The sequence below is a fragment of the Bradyrhizobium erythrophlei genome (genome assembly GCF_900129505.1).
In the GTDB taxonomy this organism is placed as follows: domain Bacteria; phylum Pseudomonadota; class Alphaproteobacteria; order Rhizobiales; family Xanthobacteraceae; genus Bradyrhizobium; species Bradyrhizobium erythrophlei_D.
Window position 1 is genome coordinate 1,965,973 of record NZ_LT670818.1, and the last position, 26,658, is coordinate 1,992,630.

Genomic DNA, 26,658 nt, shown 5'->3' on the forward strand with positions numbered 1-26,658 from the left:
TCTGGACTCTTACCCGCCGACTCGCGAAGAGGATATTGTCTTTTGATTCGCGCGCGGCGGGGGTCGCCGGGCGTAAAGTTGTGCGGTTTGGGGCGAATATGTCGGGCGTGATCGGTACGATACGTCGGACCTTGCTGTCGTGCACATCATTGGCACGTAACGGCCTGATCGCGCTTGCCGCCGCCGCATTCGGATCGAGCTCGCCGGCCTATGCCGGCGAAGTGCCGCTGCTGGATGCGGTCTCGCGCTATCTCGACCTCAATCGCCAGGAATTCGTGGTGCTGACCACCGCGCTGGCGCTGCTCGGTTTCTCCGTGATGTCGGCGATCCTGCTGATGCGCACCCGCGTCCGCGCCGCGGGAAACGAGGCGCGGCTGCGCACCGGTATCGGCGAGTTGCAGGTCCAGGCCGACCGTTTACGGGCGCTGTTGTTCGCGGAGCCGCAGATCCTGATTTCGTGGGCGGCGGGCGACAATCGCCCCGAAATTGCCGGCGACACCTCATTGCTGATGCCGCAGGAAGCCCAGCAGCATCCGCCGCAGCGTCTTCTTGCCTTTGGAACTTGGCTGCCGCCGGAGCCGGCGCTGCAGATGGATCACGCGGTCGACGCGCTGCGCGAGGCCGGCGAAGGTTTTCTGCTCAATCTGTCGACCTCGAATGGACGTTCGATCGAGGCCATGGGCCGCGCCATCGGCGGCCAGGCCATTGTGCGGATTCGCGAACTCGGCGGCGTCCGCCGGGAACTGGCGGAATCGAACCTGCGCTACAAGACGCTTCTGGAGGAAACCGAGCTGTTGCGCGACTTCGCGGCGGCGATGCCGTGGCCGATCTGGACCAAGAGCGCGCAAGGCCAGCTTCGCTATGCCAATATGGCCTACGCAAAGGCCACCGAGGCCGCCAGTGTCGCGGATGCGATCCATCGCAACCTCGAACTGCTCGAAAGCGACCAGCGCGACGACGTCAGCCGGGCACTGAACGACAATTCGGCCTTCACCGCCCGGCTGCCGATCGTGGTCGGCGGCGAGCGCCGCGTCTACGACGTGCATGCGGTTATGCTCAGCGCCGGCAGCGCCGGCATCGCCATCGACGCCAGCGAGGCCAGCAGCCTGCGCGCGGCGCTGGTGCGGATGGCGGAGGCGCATCGCCGCACGCTCGACCAGCTGTCCTCGGGCGTGGCCGTATTCGACGGCCAGCGGCGGCTGGCCTTCTACAACGATTCCTATCGCCGGCTGTGGGACCTCGACCGCAGCTTTCTCGACGCCAATCCCGACGATTCCAGCGTGCTCGATCGCCTGCGCGCCGCGCGCAAAGTTCCCGAACAGCCGGATTTCCGGGCCTGGAAGGCCAAGCTGCACGAGGCCTATCGGGCGGTCGAGCCGGCCAAGGACACCTGGTATCTCCCGGACGGCCGCGCGGTCAGCGTGGTCACCACGCCGAACCCGGAAGGCGGCGTCACTTATCTGTTCGACGACGTCACCGAAAGCCTCGACCTCGCCCGGCGGTTCGACGGCCTGATCCGGGTCCAGCGCGAAACGCTCGACAATCTCGCCGAAGCGGTCGCGGTGTTCGGCAGCAACGGCCGGGCGCAATTGTTCAATCCGGCCTTCGCCAAAATGTGGAAGCTGTCGCCCGAGGCGATGCGCGAGCAGCCGCATATCGAGACGGTCGAGACCTGGTGCAAGCCGCTGTTCGACGACGCTGCCACCTGGCAGACCATTCGCGAGGCAATTACGCGGATCGAGAACCGGGTCGAGGTGCCGCTGAAGCTGGAGCGCAAGGACGGCAGCGTGCTGGACTGCATGACCATGCCGCTGCCCGACGGCGCCACCATGCTGACCTTCCAGGACATCACCGACACCGAGAACGTCGAGCGCGCGCTGCGCGAGCGCAACGAGGCGCTGGAGACAGCCGACCAGATGAAGGTCGATTTCGTCCACCACGTGTCCTACGAACTGCGCTCGCCCTTGACCACCATCATCGGCTTCGCTCATTTCCTCAGCGACCCCGTCACCGGGCCGCTGATGCCGAAACAGGCCGAGTATCTCGGCTACATCACGACTTCCACCAATGCGCTGCTGGCGATCATCAACAACATCCTCGACCTCGCGACCATTGACGCCGGCGCGATGTCGCTCAATCTCGGCTCGATCGACATCCGCAAGACCATCGAGGCCGCCGCCGAGGGCATCCAGGACCGGCTCGCGACCGACCGCATCCAGCTCAAGGTCGACGTCGACCCCAATATCGGCAGCTTCGTCGGCGACGAGCGTCGCGTGGTGCAGGTGCTGTACAATCTGTTGGCCAATGCGGTTGGATTCTCGCCGCAGGACGCCACCATCGGCCTCAGCGCCATCCGGACCGAACACAATGTCGTCTTCACGGTGACCGATTCCGGTCCGGGTATTCCGGCAGACGTCAAGGACAAGGTGTTCGACTGGTTCGAAAGCCACTCCCACGGCTCGCGGCATCGCGGCGCGGGTCTTGGGCTGTCGCTGGTGCGCTCCTTTGTCGAACTGCACGGAGGCAAGGTGCGCGTGGATTCGGTCGTCGGCAGGGGCACGAGCGTGACCTGCGACTTCCCGATCGATCAGGCCGCGCACCGCAACGCCGCGGAATGAACGCTCCCACGACATTCTCGCTGGCGCTATCGAACGAGACCGCGACCGCGCATCTGATGGCCGATCTCGCGCTGCTGATCGGCCCCGGCGATGTCATTACGCTCTCGGGCGACCTCGGCACCGGCAAGACCGCGGCCGCGCGCGCGTTGATCCGCTATCTCGCCGACGACGACGCGCTGGAGGTGCCAAGCCCGACCTTCACGCTGGTGCAGGCTTACGAACTGCCGCCGTTTCCGCTGCTGCATGCGGATCTCTACCGCGTCAACGATGCTACTGAACTGGAAGAGATCGGACTGTCACCGTTGCCGGAAGGCACGGTGGCGCTGATCGAATGGCCGGAGCGCGCTCCTTCGGCGATGCCTGCCGATCGCATCGACATCGCGCTTAGCCATCGTCCGGCCCTGGGATCGACCGCGCGCGCCGCCGAGATCACCGGTCACGGCAGGGCCGCGACCCAAGTCGCAAGGCTGCAGGCACTGCGGCAATTCCTCGACGGCGCAGGCTATGCCGAGGCCAGGCGCCAGCGCATGGCGGGTGACGCTTCAACGCGTTCCTATGCGCGGCTGGTCCGCGACGACGGCGCCGTCATCCTGATGAACTCGCCGCGTCGTCCCGACGGGCCGGCGAATTATGACGGCAAATCATATAGCGCCGCGGTGCACCTGGCCGAGGACGTCAAGCCGTTCGTCGCCATTGCCGGCGGTTTGCGCGAGCGCGGCTTGTCGGCGCCCGCGATCTATCACGCCGACCTCGATGCCGGATTCCTGATCACCGAGGATTTCGGCAGCGCAGGCTTTGTCGAAGGCGATCCGCCTGCGCCGATCGCCGAGCGCTATGAGGCCGCCACCGACATGCTGGCGGCGCTGCACCGCGAGACCTTGCCGGAAGTCCTGCCCCTGGCGCCGCAGATCACCTACACCATTCCGACCTTCGACACCGATGCGCTGCTGGTCGAAGTCGGATTGATGCCGGAATGGTATCTGCCGGACCGCGGGGCCGAGCTGACCGAGGATTTGCGCGGCGAGTTCGTTTCGATGTGGCGCGAGCTGTTGAGCAAGCCTGCATCCGCAACCAAAACCTGGGTGCTGCGCGACTTCCATTCGCCCAACCTGATCTGGCTCGAGGACCGGCAGGACATCGCGAAGGTCGGCATCATCGACTTCCAGGACGCGGTGCTCGGCCCGGCGGCCTACGATCTGGTGTCGCTGTTGCAGGACGCGCGGATCGACGTGCCCGAACAGCTCGAGCTTGCGCTCTTGACGCGCTACATCATGGCGCGGCGGGCTTCGGCCGAAAGCTTCGATCCGGCCGGTTTCGCCGAGCTCTATGCGATCATGTCGGCGCAGCGCAACACGCGGCTGCTCGGCACTTTTGCGCGGCTCAACCGGCGCGACGGCAAGCCGCAATATCTGCGCCATCAGCCCCGGATCTGGACCTATCTCGGTCGTTCATTGGCCCACCCGGCGCTCGCCCACGCCAGGGAATGGTACGCCGCCAACGTCCCTCCTCCGGTACCGTAGTTTACCCCTTATTAGCGAGCCAAGCTCTAATCTGCGCCAGCCTCTGCCGCCAAGCGCGGGGCGCGCGGCTGCTTTGAGGGCTGGAGCAAATCAATGGCGACGACTGAGCGGCGCAAGGGCGAGCGCGTCACATTCGAACGGGGCATCCCGGCGCATATGATGGGTATCGACGGCACCTGGCGACGCGAATGCACCATGGAAGACGTATCGGAAACCGGCGCCAAACTCACGGTCGAAGGCTCGGTCGAGGGGTTGCACCTCAAGGAATTCTTCCTGCTGCTGTCTTCCACGGGTCTGGCCTACCGCCGCTGCGAATTGTCATGGGTCAATGGCGACCAGATCGGCGTCAATTTCCTGAAAACCGGCGACAAGAAGAAAAAGGCGGGCAGGCGCCCGACCCAGGAGGCGGAAGTCTGAGCGGCCGCGCCGGTCGCACAACCGTCATATGGGACCGCTATCGACGATCGATGCGCGGCGCGAATCGCCGTGATATGATTTTGTGAATCAAACAAGACAACGGTTCGAGAAAATTCCAAAATGTCCGTTAAACCAACCAAAGCCATGGTTCTCGCCGCCGGCCTCGGCGCGCGCATGCGTCCCTTGACGGACAAGATGCCGAAGCCATTGGTGCCCGTGGCCGGCCGTCCGCTGCTCGATCATGTGCTCGACAAGCTCGCCGACGCCGGCGTCAGCGAAGCCGTCGTCAATGTGCATTATCTGCCCGACCAGATCATCGAGCACACCGCCTCGCGCACGCGGCCCCGCGTGATCATCTCCGACGAGCGCGGCCAGGTGCTCGGCACCGGCGGCGGCGTGGTCAAGGCGCTGCCTCTGCTCGGCCCCGAGCCGTTCTTCCATGTCAACGCCGATACGCTGTGGATCGACGGCGTGCGGCCCAATCTGGCGCGGCTCGCCGAAACCTTCGATCCTTCGCGGATGGATATCCTGCTGTTGATGGCACCGACCACGAGCAGCATCGGTTATGGCGGCCGCGGCGACTACTCGATGCTGCCGGACGGCGCGCTGCGCAAGCGCAAGGAGCATCAGGTGGTTCCGTTCGTCTATGCGGGGGCTGCGATCATGTCGCCGTCGGTATTTGCCGACGCACCGTCAGGCGAATTTTCGCTGACCAGGATGTTCGACGGTGCCAATGAACAGGAGCGGCTGTTCGGCCTGCGGCTCGACGGCGTGTGGATGCATGTCGGAACCCCCGACGCAGTCGGCGCGGCGGAAGAGGCGTTTCTCGAAAGCGTGGCGTAAGCCCCCTTCGTCATTCCGGGGCGCGTCGAAGACGCGAACCCGGAATCTCGAGATTCCGGGTCTGCGCCTGGCGGCACATCCCGGAATGACGGCTCGAACTTGAAGACTCCCTCCCTGTTGCTGCCCATGCCATGATGCAACCTGATCTTCCGAATCAGGACCCCCATGCGCGTATTCAGCGTTCCCCTATCCGCGCCGTTTTTGCGCACCGTCATCGGCGCGCTGGTCGATGGCAGGCTGGTCGCCGGCTTCGACGCGCGGAAACATCCGGAGAAACTTGCCGAAGCGACGCTCTATCTGCCGACCCGGCGCGCCGGACGGATGGCGCGGGAAATCTTTCTCGACGAATTGAAGGCGGACGCGGCGGTGCTGCCGCGCATCGTCGCGCTCGGCGACATCGACGAGGACGAACTGGCATTCGCGGAAGAGGCCGAACACTATGGCGGCGCGGCGCCGCTGGACATTCCGCCGAAACTCGGCGAACTCGAACGCCGGCTCACCTTGGCAACACTGGTCGCGGCCTGGGCGAAGGGTCCGGTGTTGGCGCCGCTGGTGGTCGGTGGCCCGGCATCGACGCTGGCACTGGCCAGCGATCTGGCGCGGCTGATGGACGACATGGTCACCCGCGGCGTCGGCTGGGAGGCGCTGGACGGGCTGGTGCCGGACCAGCTCGACCAGTATTGGCAGCATTCGCTCGAGTTTCTGCGGATCGCGCGCGTGGCATGGCCGGCGCACCTGCAGGAAATCGAGAGGACCGAGCCGGCGGCGCGGCGGGACCTGTTGATCGCGGCCGAAGCGCGGCGCCTCGGCGCGCATCACGACGGCCCGGTGATCGCGGCGGGCTCGACCGGTTCGATGCCGGCGACCGCGAAATTCCTCCACGCCGTCAGCACGCTGCCGAACGGCGCGGTGGTGCTGCCAGGACTGGATACCGATCTCGACGAGGAAGCCTGGCAGACGATCGGCGGGGTCAGGGATGCGCAAGGCAAATTCACCTCGCCTCCTTCATCGAACCATCCGCAGTTTGCGATGCATGCGCAGCTGACACGACTTGGCATCCGGCGCGGCGATGTCGAAATCCTGGGCGAGCCCGCGCCCGATGGCCGCGAGGTGCTGGCGTCGGAAGCGATGCGGCCCTCAACCGCGACCGCGCAATGGCACCGGCGGCTGGCCGAGCCCGACATCGTCGAAAAGATCTCGCGCGCAATGAAAAATCTCGCCGTGATCGCGGCGGAAAATCCCGAAATGGAGGCGCTGGCGATCGCGGTGGCGATGCGCGAGGCGCGGCATCTCGACAAATCGGCGGCGCTGGTGACGCCGGATCGCGCGCTGGCGCGGCGGGTGATCGCAGCGCTGGGCCGCTGGAATCTCGAATTCGACGATTCCGGCGGCGATGCGCTGATGGACACGCCTTCCGGGATCTTCGCCCGGCTAGTTGCCGAAGCGGCGGCAAACGGGCTGGAGCCACCGACGTTGCTGGCGCTGTTAAAACATCCGCTGTGCCGGATAGGCGGCGCGCCCGAAACGTTCAAGGACGCCGTCGAAACGCTTGAACTGGCGCTGTTGCGCGGCACGCGGCCGCAGGCCGGAAGCAGTGGGCTCGCTCAGGATTTTGTCCGTTTCCGCGACGAGCTCGCCAAGCTCGGGCGCGGCGAACTATCCTCGCTGCATCGCGCGGAGCCGAAAACCAGGCTGAAAGACGAGGAACTCGATCGCGCCCAGGCACTGATCGAGTCGTTGCGGGCGGCGCTTGCGCCGCTTGAAAGTCTCCATCCGGCAAAGCCCTATGACTTTGCCGAGCTGGCCACGCGCCATCGCGAGGTGCTGTTAAAACTGTCGTGCGACGAGCATGGCGTCGCGCTGGCCTTCGAGGGCCAGCCGGGATCGGCGCTGGCATCCGCCTTCGACGAGTTGCTGGGCGGCAAATCGCAAAGCGGCCTTTTGGTCGAACTCGCCGACTATCCGGAAGTGTTCCAGACCGCCTTTGCCGACCGCATGGTGCGGCGGCCGGAAAGCACGAATGTTCATTTGAAGATTTACGGTCCGCTGGAAGCGCGGCTGACACAATCCGACCGCGTCATCATCGGCGGGCTGGTCGAGAACGTCTGGCCGCCGGCGCCGCGTATCGATCCCTGGCTGAGCCGGCCGATGCGGCACGAACTCGGCCTCGATCTGCCCGAGCGGCGCATCGGCCTTTCCGCGCACGATTTTGCCCAACTACTCGGCGCTGGCGAGGTGATCCTCAGCCATGCCGCCAAGGTCGGCGGCGCGCCGGCAGTGGCCTCGCGTTTTCTGCACCGGCTGGAAGCAGTCGCCGGCGAGGAGCGCTGGGGAGCTGCTGTCGCGGCCGGCGAGAAATATGTGCGCTTTGCGAGGGAACTGGATCGCCCCGACAAGGTGGTACCGATCCCGCAGCCGGCGCCGAAGCCGCCGCGCGCGGTTCGGCCCTTAAAACTGCCGGTAACCGCGATCGAGGACTGGCTGCGTGATCCCTATACGATCTACGCCAAATATATCCTGCGGCTCAGCCCGCTCGATCCCGTCGACATGCCGCTGTCGGCCGCCGACCGCGGCTCGGCGATCCATGACGCGCTCGGCGAATTCACGCAAACCTTCGCAACCTCACTGCCGCCGGATACGGCAGGCGCCTTACGACAAATCGGCGAGAAATATTTCGCGCCGCTGATGGAGCGGCCCGAGGCGCGGGCGCTGTGGTGGCCGCGCTTCCAGCGTATCGCTGGATGGTTTTCGGACTGGGAAATCGCGCGGCGCGGCGACATTGCCCGCATCGACGCAGAAAGCCAGGGCAAAATCCAGATCCCGCTCGACAACGCGCGCGCCTTTGTTCTGTCGGCGCGCGCCGACCGGATCGAGCGCCGTCACGACGGCAGCTTTGCGATCCTCGACTACAAGACCGGAGCGCCACCGACCGGCAAGCAGGTGCGCATGGGGCTGTCGCCGCAGCTCACGCTGGAGGCGGCGATCCTGAGGGAGGGAGGCTTTGCCGATATTCCGGCCGACAGTTCCGTCAGCGAGATCGGCTATGTCCGGCTTTCCGGCAACAATCCGCCGGGAGAACAGAAGCCGCTGGAGCTGAAGGTCAGGCAGAGTGATACACCGCAATTGCCGGACGATGCCGCCGAAGAGGCGCGCCAAAAACTGGAGGCGCTGATCCGCGCCTTCGAGAATGAAGACCAGGCCTATACTTCGCTCAATCTGTCGATGTGGTCGAACCGCTACGGCAGTTATGACGATCTTGCCCGGATCAAGGAATGGTCGGCGGCCGGTGGATTGGGGTTGGAAGAATGGTAAGCGCGCCGCGCCCGATTCCTCCCACCGTCCGCGCCACCCAGGCGCGCGCCTCGGACCCCGCGGCTTCCGCCTTCGTTTCGGCGAATGCCGGATCGGGCAAGACCCATGTGCTGGTGCAGCGGGTGATCCGGCTGCTGCTGGACGGGGTCCAGCCCGAAAAGATCCTTTGCATTACCTTCACCAAGGCCGCCGCCGCCAACATGGCAGAGCGGGTGTTCACCACGCTCGGCCACTGGGTCACGCTCGACGATGCTGCGCTCGATGACGCCATTCGCGAGGCGGGCATCGCGCGGCCCGATTCGGGTTTGCGGATGGCGGCGCGAAGACTGTTCGCCTGCGCGCTGGAAACGCCGGGCGGCCTCAAAGTGCAGACCATCCATGCGCTGTGCACCCGGCTGCTGCAGCAATTCCCGTTCGAAGCCAATGTCCCTGCGCGTTTCGCGGTGATCGACGAGCGCGACCAGAACGAGATGATGGAGCGCGCCAATCTCAAGGTGTTGCTGGAAGCCTCGCGCGACCCAGACAGCGCGACCGGCCGTGCGCTCCAGGTCGCGATGGCGAGCGCAGCTGACGTTACCTTCAAGGATGTGGTGCGCGAGGCCTGCCTCAGCCGCGACCACTTCATGGCATGGACGGACAACGCCGGCAGCGTCGAGGCCGCAGCCGCGCAGGTGTCGGCCGCGCTCGGGGTCGATCCCGGCGACACGCTCGAAGACGTCGAGCGCGGGATCGTCGACGGGCCGCATCTGCCGAGATCGCGGTGGAGGGAGATCGCCAGCATTCTCGATACCGGCAGCAAATCCGACCAGGATCAGGCGGTGCGCTTGCGCGAGGCGCTGATATTTGCCGGCAGCGAGCAAGTCGAAAGATATCTCGGCGTGTTCCTGACCGATGAGCGTAGCCCGCGCAAGTCGGTGGTGACGAAGAAGTTCTGCGACAACAATCCGGCGATTGCGCGCCTGTTCGATTCCGAAGGGGGCCGCATCGGGCCCCTGATCGGGCGGCGCCGCGCGCTGACGACGCGAGATCGCACTCAGGCGCTGCTCGCGATCGCAACCTCAGCGGCGGCGAATTACCGGCGCGAGAAGCAGGAGCGCGGCCTGCTCGACTATGACGATCTGATCGACAAGACGCTGGCCATGCTGGATCGCGTCTCCTCCGGCTGGGTGCATTACAAGCTCGACCGCGGCGTCGATCACGTGCTGATCGACGAGGCGCAGGACACCAGCCCCCGGCAGTGGGACATCGTCGCCCACATCATTTCCGAATTCACCTCGGGCGAAGGCGCGCGTGACGGCGTGGTGCGCACCATCTTCGCGGTCGGCGACGAGAAGCAGTCGATTTTTTCGTTCCAGGGTGCGGCGCCGCGCGAATTCGACACCCGCCGCCGTTATCTCGCGCGAAAATTCACTGAGGCCGGGCTGAAATTCGATCCAGTCTCGTTCACCTATTCCTTCCGTTCGGGCGCCGCGATCCTGCAATCGGTCGACCACGTGTTTCGCGAGGCAGAGATTTACCGCAGCATCCATTCGGTGGAGACCGGCTATCCCATCCACAATTCGCTTGATGATGCCGGGCCAAGCCTGATCGAGCTCTGGGAGTTGCAGCAGCCGGACGGCAAGCAGGACATCGAAGGCTGGCGCGCACCGTTCGACGGGCTGTCGCAGACCAGCCCGGAAGTAAGGCTTGCGAGGCGCATCCAGACCGAGATCAGGCGGCTGGTCGAAGGCGGCGCCATGACCGGCAGCGCCGGCAAGCGCCGCCGCTTGAGCTATGGCGACATGCTGGTGCTGGTGCGGCGGCGCGGCAACGCTTTCGATGCGGTGATCCAGGCGCTGAAACACGCCAGCATTCCCGTCGCCGGCGCCGACCGGCTGAAACTGACCGAGCACATCGCGATCATCGACCTGATGAACCTCGCCGACGCGCTGTTGCTGCCGCAGGACGATTTGGCGCTGGCGGTGGCGCTGAAAAGCCCGCTGTTCGGGCTTTCCGACGACGATCTGTTCGAGTTGGCGTGGCCGCGCAAGGGATCGCTGCGTCAGGCGCTCGGCGATCACGCCGCGGGTGGCGGCAAATTCCGGGAGGCGCTGGATCGCCTGGAACAATGTGAGCGCCGTTTCGAGACCGAGACGCCGTTTGCGTTCTACGCCTGGCTGCTGGGCGGCGGCGGCGGCCGCGCCCGCATCCAGCGGCGGCTCGGGCATGAGGCCAATGACGCGCTCGACGAATTTCTCGAGCTTGCGCTGGGCTATGAGCGCAAGGCGCCCGCCTCGCTGCAGGGCTTTGTGGCGTGGCTGCGCGCGGCCGACCTCGAGGTCAAGCGCGACATGGAAATCTCGCGCGACGAAGTCCGCGTCATGACCGTGCACGGCGCCAAGGGGCTGGAAGCTGCCGTGGTGTTCCTGGTGGACACGACGTCGTCGCCTTCGGATACGCAGCGCCTCAAGCTGATCCATCTGCACGACGGTGTCGTGGTCTGGGCCGGCAGGAAAGCAGACGACCCCGCCGTCGTCGCCGCGGCGCGCACGGCGATGCTGGGCGAGACCGAGGATGAGTACCGTCGGCTGCTTTACGTGGCGATGACGCGCGCGGCCGACCGGCTGATCGTCGGCGGCTGCATGCCGGGCAACATGAACAGCGTGCGCAAGCACTCCTGGTACGATCTGATCGTCAAGGGCCTTTCCAATTCCGGCTTGGATGAAGAGACCATCGAGACGGCGGACGGTCCGGTCAAGCAGTACGCACGGCTCGAGGACGCGGCTCCCGCGGAGGCCGCCACCGCTGCGTCGCCGACCGCCGCTCCGATCGAGCTGCCCTCGTGGTTGCGGACGGCAGCGCCGCCGGAAGCCCGCGCCGACACTTTGCTGCGGCCTTCCGATCCGGCCGCGGACGACAGCCATCGCGTCCGGACCGGCGAATCGCTCGTGCTGCGGGCGCGCGCGCTTCAGCACGGCACGCTGGTGCACCGGTTGCTGCAATCCCTTCCCGATCTCGCCAGCGAACGCCGCCGCGACGCCGCCCTGAAATACCTCGCCCGCAACGCGGACGGCTGGAGCGACGGCGACCGCGAAGTGCTGGCCGAGGGCGTGCTCGCGCTGCTCGCGGACAGCCGATTCGCGGCCGTATTCGCGGAAGGCAGCCGTGCCGAGGTGTCGATCGTCGGCCGTCTGGAAAGACAGGGCGGGCCGCCGGCGCTGGTTTCCGGGCAAATCGACCGGCTGGTGGTGACGCCGGCGGAAGTCCTGATTGTCGATTTCAAGACCAATCATGCCCCGCCCAGCCACCCGGCCGAAGCCCCGAGGCGCTATCTAAGGCAGCTTGCGCTCTACCGTGCGGTATTGGGGAAGCTTTATCCCCAACGCGCGGTCCGGGCAGCATTACTTTGGACTGAAACCCCTGAATTGATGGAGATTTCGGCTCCCGCGCTGGACGCCGAACTGGCATCCGCTTTCCGGGGGGATGTCCAAGCTTGACCCGGCAACGCCTCGTTCATACGTTGGCTCCATGATCTCTGCGGCGATTCTGTTGGCCGCATCCCTCCCGAACTGAACGAGGTATTCCAATGGCCGTTGGCAAGGTTTCTGATGCCGATTTCGAAGCCGAGGTGCTCAAGGCGAGCGGCCCGGTCGTGGTCGATTTCTGGGCCGAATGGTGCGGCCCCTGCCGCATGATCGCACCCGCGCTCGACGAGATTTCCGGCGCGATGGGCGACAAGGTCAAGATCGTGAAGCTGAACGTTGACGAGAGCCCGAAGACGGCTTCGAAATACGGCGTGATGTCGATCCCGACCCTGATGATCTTCAAGGGCGGCGAGATGGCCTCCCGCCAGGTCGGCGCCGCCCCGAAGGCGAAGCTGCAGCAGTGGATTACCGCCGCCGTCTGATCGGCGGCGCGCTCTGATGTGATTCGAACGGCCGGCAAATTGCCGGCCGTTTTGTTTTGTGCCTACCGGATCCACCCCGCCGCCAGCGCTGAGGCGAGCTCAGGCTGCCCGTTGCGGCCCGCCAGCGCCGCCATCGCTTGGTGATCGTAGGGCACATGGCGGAACGTCACGCGCCATTCATCTCGGGTAAGCTCCAGGATCGCGTAGCGCGCGTCCGGCGTGCCAGCTTCGATGACATGCGGATAGGGGTGGACGTCGCGATAGCCGGGCGAGCCGACGCTGCCGGGATTGACCACCATGCGGCCGTCGGCAAGCCGCACCGCGCGCGCGATATGGGTGTGGCCGCAGAGAATCAGCGACTGCGTGATGCCCGTGGCGACCTCTTCGATCGCCTCCCGTGACGCCATCCGCACCGTGCCATCCCGCAAAACGGTCTCCAGCCAATAGAGCTGGTCGTTGGCCGGCGTGGCGTGGCACAGGAAGACCTTGTCGCGGAACACCCGCGTCGGCGGAATCTTTCGCAACCAATCGAGATGGCTGGCATCGAGCTGCGCATGTGCGGGCCGGTCCCACGACCCCATCTTCTCCGGCGGCCGGTCGATCAGATAGCGATCGTGATTGCCGAGCACGTGGACGGCGTCGAGCGCCATCAGCGCATCCATGGTGCGCCGCGCGTCGAGCGGGCCGCTCGCCATGTCGCCGAGATCGACGATCTCGTCGATGCCTCGCGCGCGGATGTCGGCGATGACGGCCTCCAGCGCGAGATAGTTTCCGTGGACGTCGGCAATCGCGGCAAAGCGCATTTAATCTCTATCCCGGCGGCGTGCCGTTGGCGGAAAGTACATGGCCGGCGAGATAGAGCGAGCCCGTGATCAGGATACGCGGCGGCACCTCGTAGACGAGCCGCGCCAGCGCGCACAGCGCGGCTTCGATGCTGCCGGCGATTTCGACGCGCATGCCGAGCGCGCGGGTAGCGTCCGCGAGCCGGTCCGGCGGCATCGCCTTGTCGTTGTCCGGTATCGGCACCGCGATGATGTGGCGCGTCAGCCCGGCGAAATTGCCGAGAAACGCGCTCGCATCCTTGTTTGCCATCATGCCGACGATGACCACGAGCGGACGCGACACCCGCTCTTCGAGATCGCCGAGGGCGGCGGCGGCGACGCGGCCGCCTTCGGCATTATGTCCGCCGTCGAGCCAGATCTCGCAGCCCTGCGGCGCCTGCCCCAGCAGCGCGCCCGAGGTCAGGCGCTGCATCCGCGCCGGCCACTCGGCATTAACAATGCCGGCCTCGTAGGCGGCCGGCGCGATTTTGAATCGGTCTTGCGCGCGCAGCGTCGCAATCGCGAGGCCGGCATTGTCGAACTGGTGCCGTCCGAACAGTTTTGGGGCCGGCAGGTCCATCAGGCCGCGCTCGTCCTGGTAGACCAGCCGCCCGCACTCGACATTGACGTGCCAGCCCTCGCCGGCCGCGTGCAGCGGCGCGCGCAGGCGCTTTGCGTTTTGTTCGATCACGGCCATCGCCTCCGGCGGCTGCTCCGCGCAAATCACCGGCACACTGCGCTTGATGATCGCGGCCTTCTCACCGGCAATCGCCGTCAAGGTATCGCCGAGAAATTCGGTGTGATCCATGCTGACGGGCGCGATTACGCTCGCCAGCGGCGCGTCGATGACGTTGGTGGCGTCAAGCCGCCCGCCGAGACCGACCTCGAGCAGCAGCACATCGGCCGGCTGCTGCGCGAACAGGCAGAATGCCGCGACGGTCTCGATTTCGAACAGGGTGATCGGCTGGCCCGCATTGATACGCTCGCACTTTTCGAGCGCGGTGGCGAGTTCGTCATCGCCGACGAGGACGCCGCCACCAACGTGGCCGAGGCGAAAGCGTTCGTTGATCCGCACCAGTGAGGGCGAGGTATAGACGTGGACGCGCAAGCCCGCCGCTTCCAGGATGGCCCGCAAATACGCGATCGTCGAACCCTTGCCATTGGTGCCGGCGACGTGAATCACCGGGGCGAGCTTGCGCTCGGGATGATCGAGCCGCTCCAAGAGCCGATGCACCCGATCGAGATCGAGGTCGATCCGCGCAGGATGCAACGTGGACAGCCGCGCGATCAATTCGCCGAGCGGAGGCGCCCGTCTGGCCGCAGGCGCGTTCACGCGTGGGGCGCTGCTGGGGCCACGTCGGCGCCCACTACGATCTGGGCCGGAGCGGTGACCGGGGCCGCGGGTTTCGAGGTGGTTTCCAGGGCGGGCGATTTCGTCAGCAGCCGGCAGAGCCGCGCCAGCGTCGGCCGCAACTCGTGGCGATGTACGACCATGTCGACCATGCCATGGTCCTTGAGATATTCAGCGCGCTGAAAGCCTTCCGGCAATTTCTCGCGAATGGTCTGCTCGATCACGCGCGCGCCGGCAAATCCAATCAGCGCACCGGGCTCGGCGATCTGCACATCGCCGAGCATGGCATAGGAGGCGGTGACGCCGCCGGTGGTCGGATTGGTCAGCACCACGATATAAGGCTGCCTGGCTTCGCGCAGCATCTGGATGCCGACCGTGGTTCGCGGCATCTGCATCAGCGACAGGATGCCTTCCTGCATGCGGGCGCCGCCGGAGGCCGCGAACACGATGAACGGCGACTTCTTCTCGACCGCGAGCTCGAGCCCGCGCACGATCGCCTCGCCCGCCGCCATGCCGAGCGAGCCGCCCATGAAATCAAAATCCTGCACCGCGATCACAACGCCGGCGCCCTCGAGCTTGCCGTAGCCGACCTTGATCGCGTCGTTCAGCCCGGTCTTGGCGCGCGCATCCTTGATGCGATCGGCATACCTGCGTTCATCGCGAAATCTCAGGGGATCGGCGGTGACGTCGGGCAGAGCGATGTCGTACCAGGTCTCATTGTCGAAGATCGATTTCAACCGCGCCACCGCGCCCAAGCGCATGTGGTAGTTCGAGCCGGGAATCACGAATTGATTGGCCTCGACGTCCTTGTAGAACACGAGCTGTCCGGAATCCGGACATTTGATCCACAGATTCTCCGGCGTCTCGCGGCGCAGGATGTTGCGGATCTTCGGCCGGACGACGTTGGTGAGCCAATTCATGATTCGCTCCGAATGGCGATCGAATCGCCTCTTGATAGCGCTTTCGATATATGGCGGGCCGGGTCATGCCCGGCAAGCTGCCGTTTGCCGGGTATTTCCACCGAAATTATGGCTTATTCCGCGGCCTGTTTGGCGCCCCGGACGCCCTGCGCCAGCGAGGAAACCAGATCCGCCACCGCATCGACGGTCCTGGCCGTCGCCCGGTTGTCGGTATCGAGGCTGGCGCGCAGGGCATCGACCAGCGCCGTGCCGACCGCCGCGCCGTCGGCATTCTCTGCGATCGCGCGCGCGGCGTCCGGGGTGCGGATGCCGAAGCCGACGCAGACCGGCAGTTTGGTATGGCGCTTGATGCGCGCGACGGCTGCGCCGACCACGCCGGAATCGGCACTGGCGCTGCCGGTAATGCCGGTGATCGAGACGTAGTAGACAAAGCCGGAAGTGTTGGCGAGCACCGCGGGCAGACGCTCGTCGTCGGTGGTCGGCGTCGCCAGCCGGATGAAGTTCAGCCCGGCCTGCAGCGCCGGCAGGCACAATTCGGTGTCTTCCTCCGGCGGCAGGTCGACGACGATCAGGCCGTCGACACCCGCGGATTTCGCATCGGCCAGAAACCTGTCGACGCCATAGATGTAGATCGGATTGTAGTAACCCATCAGCACCAGCGGCGTGGCGTTGTCCTCTTTACGAAACTCGCGCACCATCGCGAGCGTCTTCTTCAAGGTCATGCCGGCCTTCAGCGCCCGCAGGCCCGCCGCCTGGATCGCCGGGCCGTCGGCCATCGGATCGGTGAAGGGTATGCCGATCTCGATGATGTCGGCGCCCGCTTTGGGCAGCGCCTTGACGATGTCGAGCGAGGTCGCGGGATCGGGATCGCCCGCCATCAGGTAGGTGATGAAGGCGGAGCGGCCCTGCTTCTTCAGCTCTGCGAAGCGTGCGTCGATGCGGGTGGTCACTTCTTCTTGCCCTTCAGTATGTCGCCCACCTGCGGCACGTCCTTGTCGCCGCGGCCGGAGAGATTGACCACCATCAGATGATCCTTCGGCCGCTTCGGCGCGAGGTCCATGACTTTCGCAATGGCGTGCGCCGGCTCCAGCGCCGGGATGATGCCTTCCAGCCGCGACAGCAGCTGAAACGCCGCCAGCGCCTCGTCGTCGGTCGCGGACAGATAGGTGACCCGGCCGGTTTCGTACAGCCAGGAATGCTCCGGGCCGATGCCGGGATAATCCAGCCCCGCCGAAATCGAATGCGCGTCCTGGATCTGGCCGTCATCGTCCATCAGCAAATAAGTACGGTTGCCGTGCAGCACGCCCGGCCGGCCGCCGGCAATCGAGGCGGCATGCAATTGCGTCAATCCGTGGCCCGCCGCTTCGACGCCGAAGATCTCGATGCCGGGATCGTCGAGGAAGGGGTGAAACAGCCCCATCGCGTTGGAGCCGCCGCCGATACAGGCGATCAGCGAGTCCGGCAGGCGGCCCTCCTCGTCCAGCATCTGCGCGCGGGTCTCGATGCCGATCACCGACTGGAAGTCGCGCACCATCATCGGATAGGGATGCGGGCCGGCGACGGTGCCGATGCAGTAGAACGTGTTGTGCACGTTGGTGACCCAGTCGCGCAGCGCCTCGTTCATCGCATCCTTCAGGGTGCGCGAGCCCGACTGCACCGGGATCACCCTGGCGCCGAGCATTTCCATGCGGATGACGTTGGGCTGCTGCCGCTCGACATCGACCGCGCCCATATAGACCACGCAGTCGAGCCCGAACCGCGCGCACAGCGTCGCGGTCGCGACGCCATGCTGGCCGGCGCCGGTCTCGGCGATGATGCGTTTCTTGCCCATCCGCCGCGCCACCATGATCTGGCCGAGCACATTGTTGACCTTGTGGGAGCCGGTATGGTTGAGCTCCTCGCGCTTGAAATAGATCTTGGCGCCACCCAGGTGCCCGGTCAGGCGCTCGGCGAAATACAGCGGCGACGGCCGGCCGACATAGTGCTTGAGGTAGCCGTTCATCTCGGCCTGGAACGCCGGATCGGCCTTGGCCTCGGCATAGGCCTTCTCCAGATCGAGAATCAGCGGCATCAGCGTTTCCGCGACAAAGCGGCCGCCGAAAATGCCGAAATGTCCGCGCTCGTCGGGACCGCTGCGGAATGAATTGGGTTTGGCGAGACTCATCGAACCATCAGCTCTTCTGTTGCGCGCGCGGCGCTGTTGTCTCTGCTCCCTCGCCCCGCTCTTGCGGAGGCGAGACGAGCGAAGCTCGCTCTGGGAGGGTTGGGGTGAGGGGCTCTTGCGGCAAATTCGGTGAGAGCGGTGAACGCTGCGGCTCCCCCTCACCCGGATCGCAAGAGCGATCCGACCTCTCCCCGTAAACGGGGAGAGGTGAAGTAAGGTCTGTTGCGCGCGCCGCACGGATAAAGGCGCGGATCATTTCGGGATCCTTGTGACCTGGCGTGCGCTCCACGCCGGAGGAAACATCGACGCCGCCGGCGCGGGTGACGCGCACGGCTTCGGCGACGTTTTCGACATGCAGGCCGCCCGAGACCATGAACGGCCGCTTGAGATCGAGCTGCTCCAGAACATGCCAGTCGAACACCGCGCCGAGACCGCCGGGACGGGTGGCTTCCTTCGGCGCGCGGGCATCGAACAGGATGCGGTCGGCGACGTCGGCGTAACCGGGCAGGCCCGCGAGATCAGCAACGGTCTCGACCGCGATCGCCTTCATGACCGGCAATCCGAATTTCTGCTTGATGTCGCGCAGCCGCGCCACGGTTTCCTTGCCGTGCAGCTGCAGCAAGTCCGGCTGCAGCGTCTCGACGATATTGGAAAGCGTCGCATCATCGGCATCGACCGTGAGCGCGACCTTGGACGCCCGACGCCGGGCCTGTTTGCCGAGCTCACGCGCCATCTCGAGGCTCAGGTGCCGTGGAGAGGGCGGGAAGAACACGAAGCCCACCATGTCCGCACCGGCATCCAGCGCGACGTCGAGCGTCTCGCGCGTGGACAGGCCGCAAATTTTGACGATCAGGGACATGCTTCAAAATACGGGTTGGAGCGGTGGCGACGGCGGCGGAAGGCCGATACGCCTGTGGGCCGCGTTCTACAACGTCGCGCCCTGCTTGTCTCGCCCTCCGGACCCATAAAAGCCGCCCTGCGACGGGCCCGGAAGGCGCTGCGGCTCGTAGCGGGAGGCCATGGTTCCTGCGCGCAGATCGGCCAGTTGCGCCCGCGCCTGCCGCGCATCGGCCTCGTGCCGGCGCGCCGCGCGCCGCCAATGCCGCTGCCCGAACCAGGTCGCAGTGCCTCCCGCCAACACGCCCAGGATCAGCGCGGCGAGGATGATCACAAATAGCCGCTCCGGGGGTAAGTCAAAAACCGAGTCACCGGAGGCGAAGGGATCGAACGACACCGTCACCAAATGCCGGTTGGCGAGCGAGAAGTCGACGATGATAAGGCCCAGCAGAACCATGACCACAGTCGTGAAAAACTTGCGCATGACCATCACTCGCGTTGCCATTGATCGGCGCCCTCTTACCACGAAGGTAAGGGCTGGCCTCGCGACCGCCAAACGCGAGATCCTGAACGTCCAGATACAGACGTCTCAGGCGCCGGTATCCGGCGCTCCGGCTTCGCGGTTCAGCCGTTCACGCATTTCCTTGCCCGTTTTGAAGAACGGGACGCTCTTCTGATCGACCGGCACATGCGCGCCGGTGCGTGGATTGCGCCCCGCGCGCGCCGGACGATGCTTGACCGAGAACGCGCCGAAACCGCGCAGCTCGACCCGGTCGCCACGCGCCAGGGCCGCAACGATCTCGTCGAGAATTGCGTTCACAATGTTCTCGACATCCCGCTGGTAAAGGTGCGGGTTGTGCTCGGCGATACGCTGAACAAGTTCGGATTTTATCATCGAGACCGGTACCGGGGAACGTGCGGATATGCATTTCCGTGAAAATGCCTAGAACTGTCAAGACGCTAAATCAAATTTGGGTGACCCAAAAACGCGTGACAACGGCCGGAAAGCCGGATTGTGACAATACCCGCAATGCGGGAAAGTGATGGAAACCGGACTTAGGCCGCTCAATTCGTGCCCGCGGGTTGCCACAACGCCAGCATTCCATCGAGGCTCAGGCGATCGACCGCCTGCGCCACGCCGGCCTGCTCGATCTGTCGCGCAATGGAGCTTAAACCGAGCGCATCGAGCGTAATCGAGGCTGCCGTTTTCAGAAAAGTCAGGTCGCCAAACCGCGGTTCGAGCTTGTAGTCGCGCACCGGAAGACCACTCTTGACTCCCTTTTCCGCGACCAGCCACGCGACGGCGGTTTTCTCGTCGCCGAGCTGATCGATCAGCTTGAGGTCGACCGCCTGGTGGCCGGTGAAGACCCGTCCATCGGCGACTTTATCGAGCAGTGCGTCATCCATGCCACGCCGCTCCTTCACCATGCCGCGAAACCACGCATAGGAATCCCTGACCAGCGAATCCAGCGCGGCGCGCGCTTCCGGGCTGGTCGGCTCAAAGCCGTTGGGAGCCGCTTTCAGCGGCGAAGACTTCACTTCCTCGACCTTGACGCCGACGGTTTTCAGCAAATCGGTGAAGTTTGGAAATTGAAACAACACGCCGATCGAGCCGACCAGCGAGGTTTGCTGGGCGACAATGTGATCGGCCGCGATCGCCGTGATGTAGCCGCCCGAGGCAGCCAATCCCTCGACCACCACCACCAGCGGCTTCTTCGCCTTCAACCGCGTCAGCGCGTCGTAAAGCTGTTCGGAGCCGGCCGTGGTGCCGCCGGGTGAATTGATGTGCACGACGACCGCCGGAACGTGCGAATTCTCCAGCCGCTCCAGCGCCTCGACGCGGTCATTGTCGCTGCGAATCAGGCCGTCGATATGAACGCGCGCAATCGCGCTCGAGGTTGTAAACGCGCTGCGGCCGCCGGGCGTCGCTATCGCGGCCATTCCGACAATCGCGGCGATCGCGACCACTGCGGCAGTCACCCGCCAGAACGTCAGCTTGCGGCGAATCCTGCGGCGATCGACGATCACGTCTGAATCAAGCGACATCGAAAATTCTCCCGGAAGCGGCTGTGAGGGGATCGCACGGTATTCTCTGCACAGCCCTAATATACCGTGCCCTGACTACATCAATTGCGATGCAATATGAAGAAAACAAGGCCCGAAAGCCGCAACGCCGCCTGAGTGGTCGTAGCCGGGATGGAGCAAAGCGTAATCCGGGAGAAGTCCACCCCCTTTCGGGACGGCCCCGGACTACACGGAGCCGTCATCGGGCAGCGCTCCGGGATGCAGGGCGACAGCAAAAAGGCCCCGGTCGAAACCGGGGCCCGTTGATTGAAGACCGGAAAGCGCGAGGCTTACTTGTCGGTGCGCTGCTTGAGCGCGGTGCCGAGAATATCGCCCAGCGTCGCCCCCGAATCGGAGGAGCCGTATTGCGCGATGGCTTCCTTCTCTTCTGCGACTTCCAGCGCCTTGATCGAGACCTGCACCTTGCGGGCCTTCTTGTCGAACTGGATCACCCGCGCATCGACCTTTTCGCCGACGGCGAAACGCTCGGCGCGCTGATCGGTGCGCTCGCGCGCCAGTTCGGAGCGCTTGATGAAGGTGGTGAACTCGGTGCCGGCGATCCTGACCTCGATGCCACTTTCCTTCACCTCGAGCACTTCGCAGGTCACGACCGCGCCCTTCTTGACGTCGCCGGGTTCAGCGAACGGATCGCCTTCGAGCTGCTTGACGCCGAGCGAGATGCGCTCCTTTTCGACATCGACGTCGAGCACCACGGCTTTGACCATGTCACCCTTCTTGAAGTTGTCGATCACCTGCTCGCCCGGAAGCTTCCAGTCGAGATCGGACAGATGCACCATGCCGTCCACGTCGCCCTCGAGGCCGAGGAACAGGCCGAATTCGGTCTTGTTCTTGACCTCGCCCTCGACCACCGAACCGACCGGGAACTTCTCGACGAAGACTTCCCAGGGATTGCGCATGGTCTGCTTGAGGCCGAGCGAAATCCGGCGCTTGACCGAATCGACTTCGAGAACCTGCACTTCGACTTCCTGCGAGGTCGAAACGATCTTGCCGGGGTGCATGTTCTTCTTGGTCCACGACATCTCCGAGACGTGGATCAGGCCTTCGATGCCCGGCTCCAGCTCGACGAACGCGCCGTAGTCGGTGATGTTGGTGACGCGGCCGGTGAAGCGCGCGTTCAGCGGATATTTCGCCTCGATGCCCTGCCACGGATCGTCCAGCAACTGCTTCATGCCGAGCGAAATGCGGTGGGTTTCGTGGTTGATCTTGATGATCTTGACCTTCACGGTCTGGCCGATGGTGAGCACCTCGGTCGGGTGATTGACCCGGCGCCAGGCGATATCGGTGACGTGCAACAAGCCGTCGATACCGCCGAGGTCGACGAACGCACCGTAATCGGTGATGTTCTTGACCACGCCGTCGATGACCTGACCCTCTTCGAGGTTCTGCACCAGTTCCTGGCGCTGTTCGGCGCGGGTCTCTTCCAGAACCGTGCGGCGCGACACCACGATGTTGCCGCGACGGCGATCCATCTTGAGGATCTGGAACGGCTGGGAGTTGTTCATCAGGGGTGCTACGTCGCGGATCGGACGGATGTCGACCTGCGAGCGCGGCAGGAAGGCCACCGCGCCGTCGAGGTCGACCGTGAAGCCGCCCTTGACCTGGTTGAAGATGACGCCGTGGACCTTCTCGTTATTGTTGAAGGCCTTTTCCAGCTTGCCCCAGCTTTCCTCGCGGCGCGCCTTGTCGCGCGACAGCACGGCTTCGCCGAGCGCATTCTCGATACGGTCGAGGAACACCTCGACCACGTCGCCTACCTTGAGTTCGCTTTCCTTGCCGGGTCCTGCGAATTCACGCAGCGCCACGCGGCCTTCGGTCTTCAGGCCGACGTCGATGACGGCCATGTCCTTCTCGATCGCGACAACGGTGCCCTTGATGACGGAGCTCTCCTGCAGGTTGCCACCGGCAAAGGACTCGTCAAGCATCGCGGCAAAATCGTCGCGGGAAGGATTATAGGAAGTAGCAGTCGAAGCCATTTGTTCTCCAGATGCGGGTATCGCCGGCCATTCGGGTTAAGGGGCGTATCGGGCGTGAAGTGTCAGGGTTCCGCAAACCCTGACGACCGCCTCGCGGGGAAATCGCGAGAGCGGGCCGGCAGCATGCCTGCACGTTCGATACGTTGAATAATTTTGTCCGGAGCCTGAACGAGGCAATCAACCTCGGGATATCGCTGTTCGAGACCGGGAGCGGGCTTTCCTCCAATGACGGTGGCGGATTAAACCCGCTGCCGGCCCGCTCGGACGGCCTCGACAATGTCGATGGCGGCCCGGACGCCGCCTTCTATATCCAAGTTGGAGTTATCCAGCAAGTAAGCATCTTGTGCCGGTTTTAAAGGCGCCACCGCCCTGTTCTGGTCCCGTTCGTCGCGTTTGAGGATATCCGCCAGCACCGCGGCCTCGTCGGCGTCCTCGCCCCTCGCCCGGGCCTCCAGGGTGCGGCGGCGGGCGCGGACCTTGGGGTCGGCCAAGACAAAAATCTTCACGTCGGCGTCCGGGCAGATCACGGTGCCGATATCGCGACCGTCGAGCACCGCGCCGGGCGGATCCGCCGCGAACTGGCGCTGAAAATTGAGCAGCACTTCCCTAACTTTCGGGATCGCGGAGACCACCGAGGCGGCATCGCCCACCCGCTGCGTCTTCAGGACGGGATCGCCGAACTTTTCCGGATCGAGCTCGAGCGCCGCGGAGACGGCGATCATCTCGTCGGTCAGGCTGGCCCCGGCATCCAGCAGCGCCTTGGCCACCGCACGGTAAATCACGCCGGTATCGAGGTGGCGATAGCCATAATGCTTGGCGAGGCGCTTGCCGAGCGTGCCTTTTCCCGAGGCCGCGGGTCCGTCGATGGCGATGATCATGAAAACTCGGCCCCCAGCGAACGCATCATCGGGATGAAGTCGGGAAACGAGGTGGCGATGAAGGCGGTGTCGTCGACCTTCACGGGCTTGTTGGCGGCAAGCCCCATCACCAGGGCCGACATCGCGATGCGGTGATCCATATGGGTCGCGACCAGGCCTTCGCCGGGCACATGCCCCCTGCCTTCGACGATCAGATCGTCGCCGGAAATCTCGACCCTGACGCCGTTGACGCGCAGCATGGCGGCGGTGGCCTCCAGCCGGTCGGATTCTTTAACCCGCAATTCCTTCAAGCCGCGCATGATGGTGGTGCCCTCGGCAAAACTCGCCGCTATCGCCAGCACCAGATATTCGTCGATCATCGAGGGCGCCCGCTCGGGCGGCACCTCGACGCCGCGCAGTTTCGAGGCGCGCACCCGGAGCTGCGCCATCGGTTCGCCGGCATCGCCGCGGCTCTCGGTTTCCTCGATCGAGGCGCCCATCTCGCGCAGCGTCGTGAGCAGGCCGGTGCGCAGCGGGTTGGTCATGACGTCGGACAACACCAGGTCGGAGCCTTCGACGATCAGGGCGGCCACGATCGGAAATGCCGCCGAGGAGGGATCGGCCGGCACCACCACGTCGGCGCCATGCAGTTCGGGCTGCCCGGTGAGTGCGATTTTTCGGCCATGGCTGCCTTCGGCGGTGGAGACGATATCGGCGCCGAAATGCTTCAGCATCAGCTCGGTATGGTCGCGGCTGGCCTCGGTTTCGATCACGGTGGTGACACCCGGCGCGGCCAGCCCTGCCAGCAGCACCGCGGACTTGATCTGGGCCGAGGCCACCGGCGTCCGGTAAAGGATTGGCAGGGGATCACGCGCGCCCAGGAGCGTCAGCGGCAAACGGCCACCCTGCCCGCTCGTGCCGACGCGGGCTCCCATCAGTTCCAGGGGATCGAGCACCCGCCGCATCGGCCTTCCCCGCAGCGAGGCGTCGCCATCGAAAACCGCCGTTATCGGGCAGCCCGCCACCGCCCCCATCACCAGCCGGCAGCCGGTGCCGGAATTGCCGAAATCGAGCGGAGCCTGCGGCTGCGCGAACCCGGCCACGCCGACCCCGTGAACGGCCCAGGCGAAATCGCCGGTTCGTTCCACCTTCGCGCCCAACGCCTGCATTGCCTTGGCGGTATTGAGGACGTCTTCGCCCTCCAGCAGGCCCGAAATCCGGCTTTGGCCGACTGCCAGCGCGCCGAGAATCAGGGCCCGGTGCGAAATCGACTTGTCGCCGGGAACGCGGACCTTGCCGGTCAGTGGGCCGCTGGAGCGGGCTTCGAGCGGGGTTGCCTGGTCAGAATGGGTCAAGATTGTGTCCTCTGCGCGGGCGGCACGTATCACATGGGCCGTGCCGCGTCACGCTGACATCTATCTCTCGCAAAGCGCTATTGACAGCGGCGCCTCAACTAGCCAAGTGAAGCACCGTTTTTCAGAAATTCCCAGGATTCCACACGTGGCCAAATCCGATCTCGGAACCAAGCGCATTTGCCCGACCACGGGTAAGAAATTCTACGACTTGAACAAGAACCCGGTGATCTCGCCCTATACCGGGGAGGTCGTGCCGATTGCGCCGATTCCGCCGCCGCGGACCCGCGCCGATGCGGCCGCGCGCGCCAGTGCCGCCGCTGCCGCTTCCGCCGCGGAAGCCACGCCGGAGCCGATGGAAGCCGAAGAGTTGGTGCCGCTCGAGGAAGCCGACGCCGAGGAGAATACCGGCAAGGTCAAGGCCGTCGTTCCCGAATCGGAAGACGACATCGAGATCGACGAGACCATCGAAGACGATGACGATGATGATTCCACCTTCATCGCCGACGAAGAGGAAGGCGACGAGGACGTCACCGACATCATCGGCGACGTCAGCGGCGACGAGGAGACTTGAGATCGGCCCTGAACTGTGTTCAGGGTTTTTTCCCGCGGGTCGCCCAAGGCACGCGGAACGGTTAAGGGGCCATAGCTCAGCTGGGAGAGCGCTTGCATGGCATGCAAGAGGTCGGCGGTTCGATCCCGCCTGGCTCCACCAGCCTTCGCTTGCTTCGCAAGCTACGGCTCGGCAAGCCACGCCAAGACCTATCGTAGCGAAGCAAGCGAAGGCTGCCGCGGCGTAGCCCGCAGGGCGTAGCCGGGCCTCGGCAAGCATGTTGCCACGTTGTAGCGGCGAAGGGGCGGCGCCATGAAATACGTCTACATCCTCGAAAGTCATGACTCCGAGCATTTCTACGTTGGAATTACCGACGACTTGCGCGCGCGGTTAGCAAAACACAACGCCGGCGAAGTGCCACATACCTCGAAGTACGGGCCATGGCGACTAAAGACCTACGTCGCATTCAGCGACGAAGAGCAGGCCATCGCATTCGAAAAATACCTCAAATCTGCCTCCGGCCGGGCATTTGCAAAGAAACGCCTCTGACGCCCCTCCCCCCTACTCCTCCAGCACCGCGTTGAGCCGATCGCGCAGCGCGACGAGGTCGTTCTTCATCGCCGACAGCTCGGCAATCGAGCAGGCCGAGGCGGCGAGGATCGACTGCGGCACGGTCCTGGCTTTTTCCTTCAACGCTTGCCCCTGCGCGGTCAGCGCGATCAGCACTTGGCGCTCATCGGCGGGATTGCGCGTGCGCTTGATCAGCTGCGCCGCCTCCAGCCGCTTGAGCAGCGGCGTGAGCGTGCCTGAATCCAGGAACAGCCGTTCGCCGATATCCTTGACCGGAACGCCGTCGCGCTCCCACAGCACCAGCATGACCAGATATTGCGGATAGGTCAGGCCGAGCCGGTCCAGAAGCGGCTTGTAGACGCGGTTGAACGCGTGCGCGGCCGAATAGATCGCAAAGCAGATCTGATTGCCCAGTAACAGCGGCGCGTCCGCCGCCTGTTTCTTCGCCATTTTCAGCCTCGCCGTGCGGACCGGTCCGCCCCGTTCCATTGTGGGCCGGAGCGCCCCCGCATTCAATCGCGCACAATTAAATGTGAACCCATATATGTTATATTGCACACAATTCAATTGCGTGAAATA

At 64.9% G+C, this 26,658-nt stretch carries 21 protein-coding genes, 1 tRNA gene and 1 pseudogene; 10 read left to right on the plus strand and 13 right to left on the minus strand.

Going from position 1 to position 26,658, the window contains the following annotated elements; all coding sequences use genetic code 11:
* Nucleotides 1–98 precede the first annotated feature (98 nt).
* From B5525_RS09210 to trxA, 7 genes are all read left to right on the plus strand, one after another.
* Entirely contained in the window at nucleotides 99–2,618 is a 2,520-nt protein-coding gene (locus B5525_RS09210; RefSeq protein ID WP_079565723.1) for a sensor histidine kinase, read from the plus strand.
* A complete protein-coding gene (gene tsaE / locus B5525_RS09215; protein WP_079565724.1) occupies nucleotides 2,615–4,138 on the plus strand; it encodes a tRNA (adenosine(37)-N6)-threonylcarbamoyltransferase complex ATPase subunit type 1 TsaE in 1,524 nt (507 codons plus the stop codon). Before B5525_RS09210 ends, tsaE begins: the two co-directional genes overlap by 4 nt.
* A 93-nt stretch (nucleotides 4,139–4,231) precedes the next feature.
* Nucleotides 4,232–4,555 (plus strand): PilZ domain-containing protein, encoded by a 324-nt coding sequence (locus B5525_RS09220; RefSeq protein WP_079565725.1) that lies wholly within the window; start codon nucleotides 4,232–4,234, stop codon nucleotides 4,553–4,555.
* A gap of 120 nt (nucleotides 4,556–4,675) precedes the next feature.
* Nucleotides 4,676–5,398, plus strand: a complete 723-nt coding sequence (locus B5525_RS09225) for a nucleotidyltransferase family protein (protein ID WP_079565726.1) — start codon at nucleotides 4,676–4,678, stop codon at nucleotides 5,396–5,398.
* 165 nt (nucleotides 5,399–5,563) lie between these two features.
* Nucleotides 5,564–8,710 (plus strand): double-strand break repair protein AddB, encoded by a 3,147-nt coding sequence (addB, locus tag B5525_RS09230; protein WP_079565727.1) that lies wholly within the window; start codon nucleotides 5,564–5,566, stop codon nucleotides 8,708–8,710.
* Complete coding sequence (gene addA, locus B5525_RS09235; protein WP_079565728.1) at nucleotides 8,704–12,186, plus strand: double-strand break repair helicase AddA; 3,483 nt, start codon at nucleotides 8,704–8,706, stop codon at nucleotides 12,184–12,186. Before addB ends, addA begins: the two co-directional genes overlap by 7 nt.
* Nucleotides 12,187–12,275: 89 nt before the next feature.
* Complete coding sequence (gene trxA, locus B5525_RS09240; protein WP_079565729.1) at nucleotides 12,276–12,596, plus strand: thioredoxin; 321 nt, start codon at nucleotides 12,276–12,278, stop codon at nucleotides 12,594–12,596.
* A gap of 62 nt (nucleotides 12,597–12,658) precedes the next feature.
* Here trxA and B5525_RS09245 read toward each other — a convergent pair whose 3' ends face one another.
* The 12 genes and pseudogenes from B5525_RS09245 to aroA all read right to left on the minus strand — a co-directional run bounded on the left by B5525_RS09245 (nucleotide 12,659) and on the right by aroA (nucleotide 24,959).
* Complete coding sequence (locus B5525_RS09245; RefSeq protein ID WP_079565730.1) at nucleotides 12,659–13,399, minus strand: metallophosphoesterase family protein; 741 nt, start codon at nucleotides 13,397–13,399, stop codon at nucleotides 12,659–12,661.
* A gap of 7 nt (nucleotides 13,400–13,406) precedes the next feature.
* Nucleotides 13,407–14,750, minus strand: a complete 1,344-nt coding sequence (locus tag B5525_RS09250; RefSeq protein ID WP_079565731.1) for a bifunctional folylpolyglutamate synthase/dihydrofolate synthase — start codon at nucleotides 14,748–14,750, stop codon at nucleotides 13,407–13,409.
* The gene (gene accD / locus B5525_RS09255; protein ID WP_079565732.1) at nucleotides 14,747–15,688 is read right to left on the minus strand and encodes an acetyl-CoA carboxylase, carboxyltransferase subunit beta; all 942 of its coding nucleotides are present in this window, start codon (nucleotides 15,686–15,688) and stop codon (nucleotides 14,747–14,749) included. The genes B5525_RS09250 and accD overlap by 4 nt, the downstream gene beginning before the upstream one ends.
* Before the next feature lie 113 nt (nucleotides 15,689–15,801).
* The gene (trpA, locus tag B5525_RS09260) at nucleotides 15,802–16,638 is read right to left on the minus strand and encodes a tryptophan synthase subunit alpha (RefSeq protein ID WP_079565733.1); all 837 of its coding nucleotides are present in this window, start codon (nucleotides 16,636–16,638) and stop codon (nucleotides 15,802–15,804) included.
* Nucleotides 16,635–17,852, minus strand: a complete 1,218-nt coding sequence (trpB, locus tag B5525_RS09265) for a tryptophan synthase subunit beta (protein WP_079565734.1) — start codon at nucleotides 17,850–17,852, stop codon at nucleotides 16,635–16,637. Before trpB ends, trpA begins: the two co-directional genes overlap by 4 nt.
* Nucleotides 17,853–18,072: 220 nt before the next feature.
* A pseudogene (locus tag B5525_RS09270) lies at nucleotides 18,073–18,711 on the minus strand (phosphoribosylanthranilate isomerase); the annotation flags it as partial.
* Between the two features lie 66 nt (nucleotides 18,712–18,777).
* Nucleotides 18,778–19,173, minus strand: a complete 396-nt coding sequence (locus B5525_RS09275) for a DUF1049 domain-containing protein (RefSeq protein ID WP_079573132.1) — start codon at nucleotides 19,171–19,173, stop codon at nucleotides 18,778–18,780.
* Between the two features lie 105 nt (nucleotides 19,174–19,278).
* A complete protein-coding gene (locus B5525_RS09280) occupies nucleotides 19,279–19,584 on the minus strand; it encodes an integration host factor subunit beta (RefSeq protein ID WP_079565736.1) in 306 nt (101 codons plus the stop codon).
* A 170-nt stretch (nucleotides 19,585–19,754) separates the two neighbouring features.
* Entirely contained in the window at nucleotides 19,755–20,735 is a 981-nt protein-coding gene (sppA, locus tag B5525_RS09285; RefSeq protein ID WP_079565737.1) for a signal peptide peptidase SppA, read from the minus strand.
* Nucleotides 20,736–21,043: 308 nt separating this feature from the next.
* Entirely contained in the window at nucleotides 21,044–22,747 is a 1,704-nt protein-coding gene (gene rpsA, locus B5525_RS09290) for a 30S ribosomal protein S1 (RefSeq protein WP_079565738.1), read from the minus strand.
* A gap of 239 nt (nucleotides 22,748–22,986) precedes the next feature.
* On the minus strand, nucleotides 22,987–23,625 hold the full coding sequence (gene cmk / locus B5525_RS09295; RefSeq protein WP_079565739.1) for a (d)CMP kinase: 639 nt from the start codon (nucleotides 23,623–23,625) through the stop codon (nucleotides 22,987–22,989).
* Nucleotides 23,622–24,959: a 3-phosphoshikimate 1-carboxyvinyltransferase gene (gene aroA, locus B5525_RS09300; RefSeq protein ID WP_079565740.1), complete on the minus strand. Its 1,338-nt coding sequence runs from the start codon at nucleotides 24,957–24,959 to the stop codon at nucleotides 23,622–23,624. The genes cmk and aroA overlap by 4 nt, the downstream gene beginning before the upstream one ends.
* Before the next feature lie 145 nt (nucleotides 24,960–25,104).
* Between aroA and B5525_RS09305 the strand changes: the two genes are divergently transcribed.
* From B5525_RS09305 to B5525_RS09315, 3 genes are all read left to right on the plus strand, one after another.
* Nucleotides 25,105–25,530 (plus strand): TIGR02300 family protein, encoded by a 426-nt coding sequence (locus B5525_RS09305; protein ID WP_079565741.1) that lies wholly within the window; start codon nucleotides 25,105–25,107, stop codon nucleotides 25,528–25,530.
* 65 nt (nucleotides 25,531–25,595) lie between these two features.
* Nucleotides 25,596–25,671, plus strand: a tRNA-Ala gene (locus B5525_RS09310).
* Between the two features lie 150 nt (nucleotides 25,672–25,821).
* Nucleotides 25,822–26,058 (plus strand): GIY-YIG nuclease family protein, encoded by a 237-nt coding sequence (locus B5525_RS09315; protein WP_079565742.1) that lies wholly within the window; start codon nucleotides 25,822–25,824, stop codon nucleotides 26,056–26,058.
* A 12-nt stretch (nucleotides 26,059–26,070) separates the two neighbouring features.
* On the opposite strand, the gene B5525_RS09320 is transcribed toward B5525_RS09315, so the two are convergent.
* Complete coding sequence (locus tag B5525_RS09320; RefSeq protein WP_079573134.1) at nucleotides 26,071–26,529, minus strand: MarR family winged helix-turn-helix transcriptional regulator; 459 nt, start codon at nucleotides 26,527–26,529, stop codon at nucleotides 26,071–26,073.
* Between the last annotated feature and the right edge of the window lie 129 nt (nucleotides 26,530–26,658).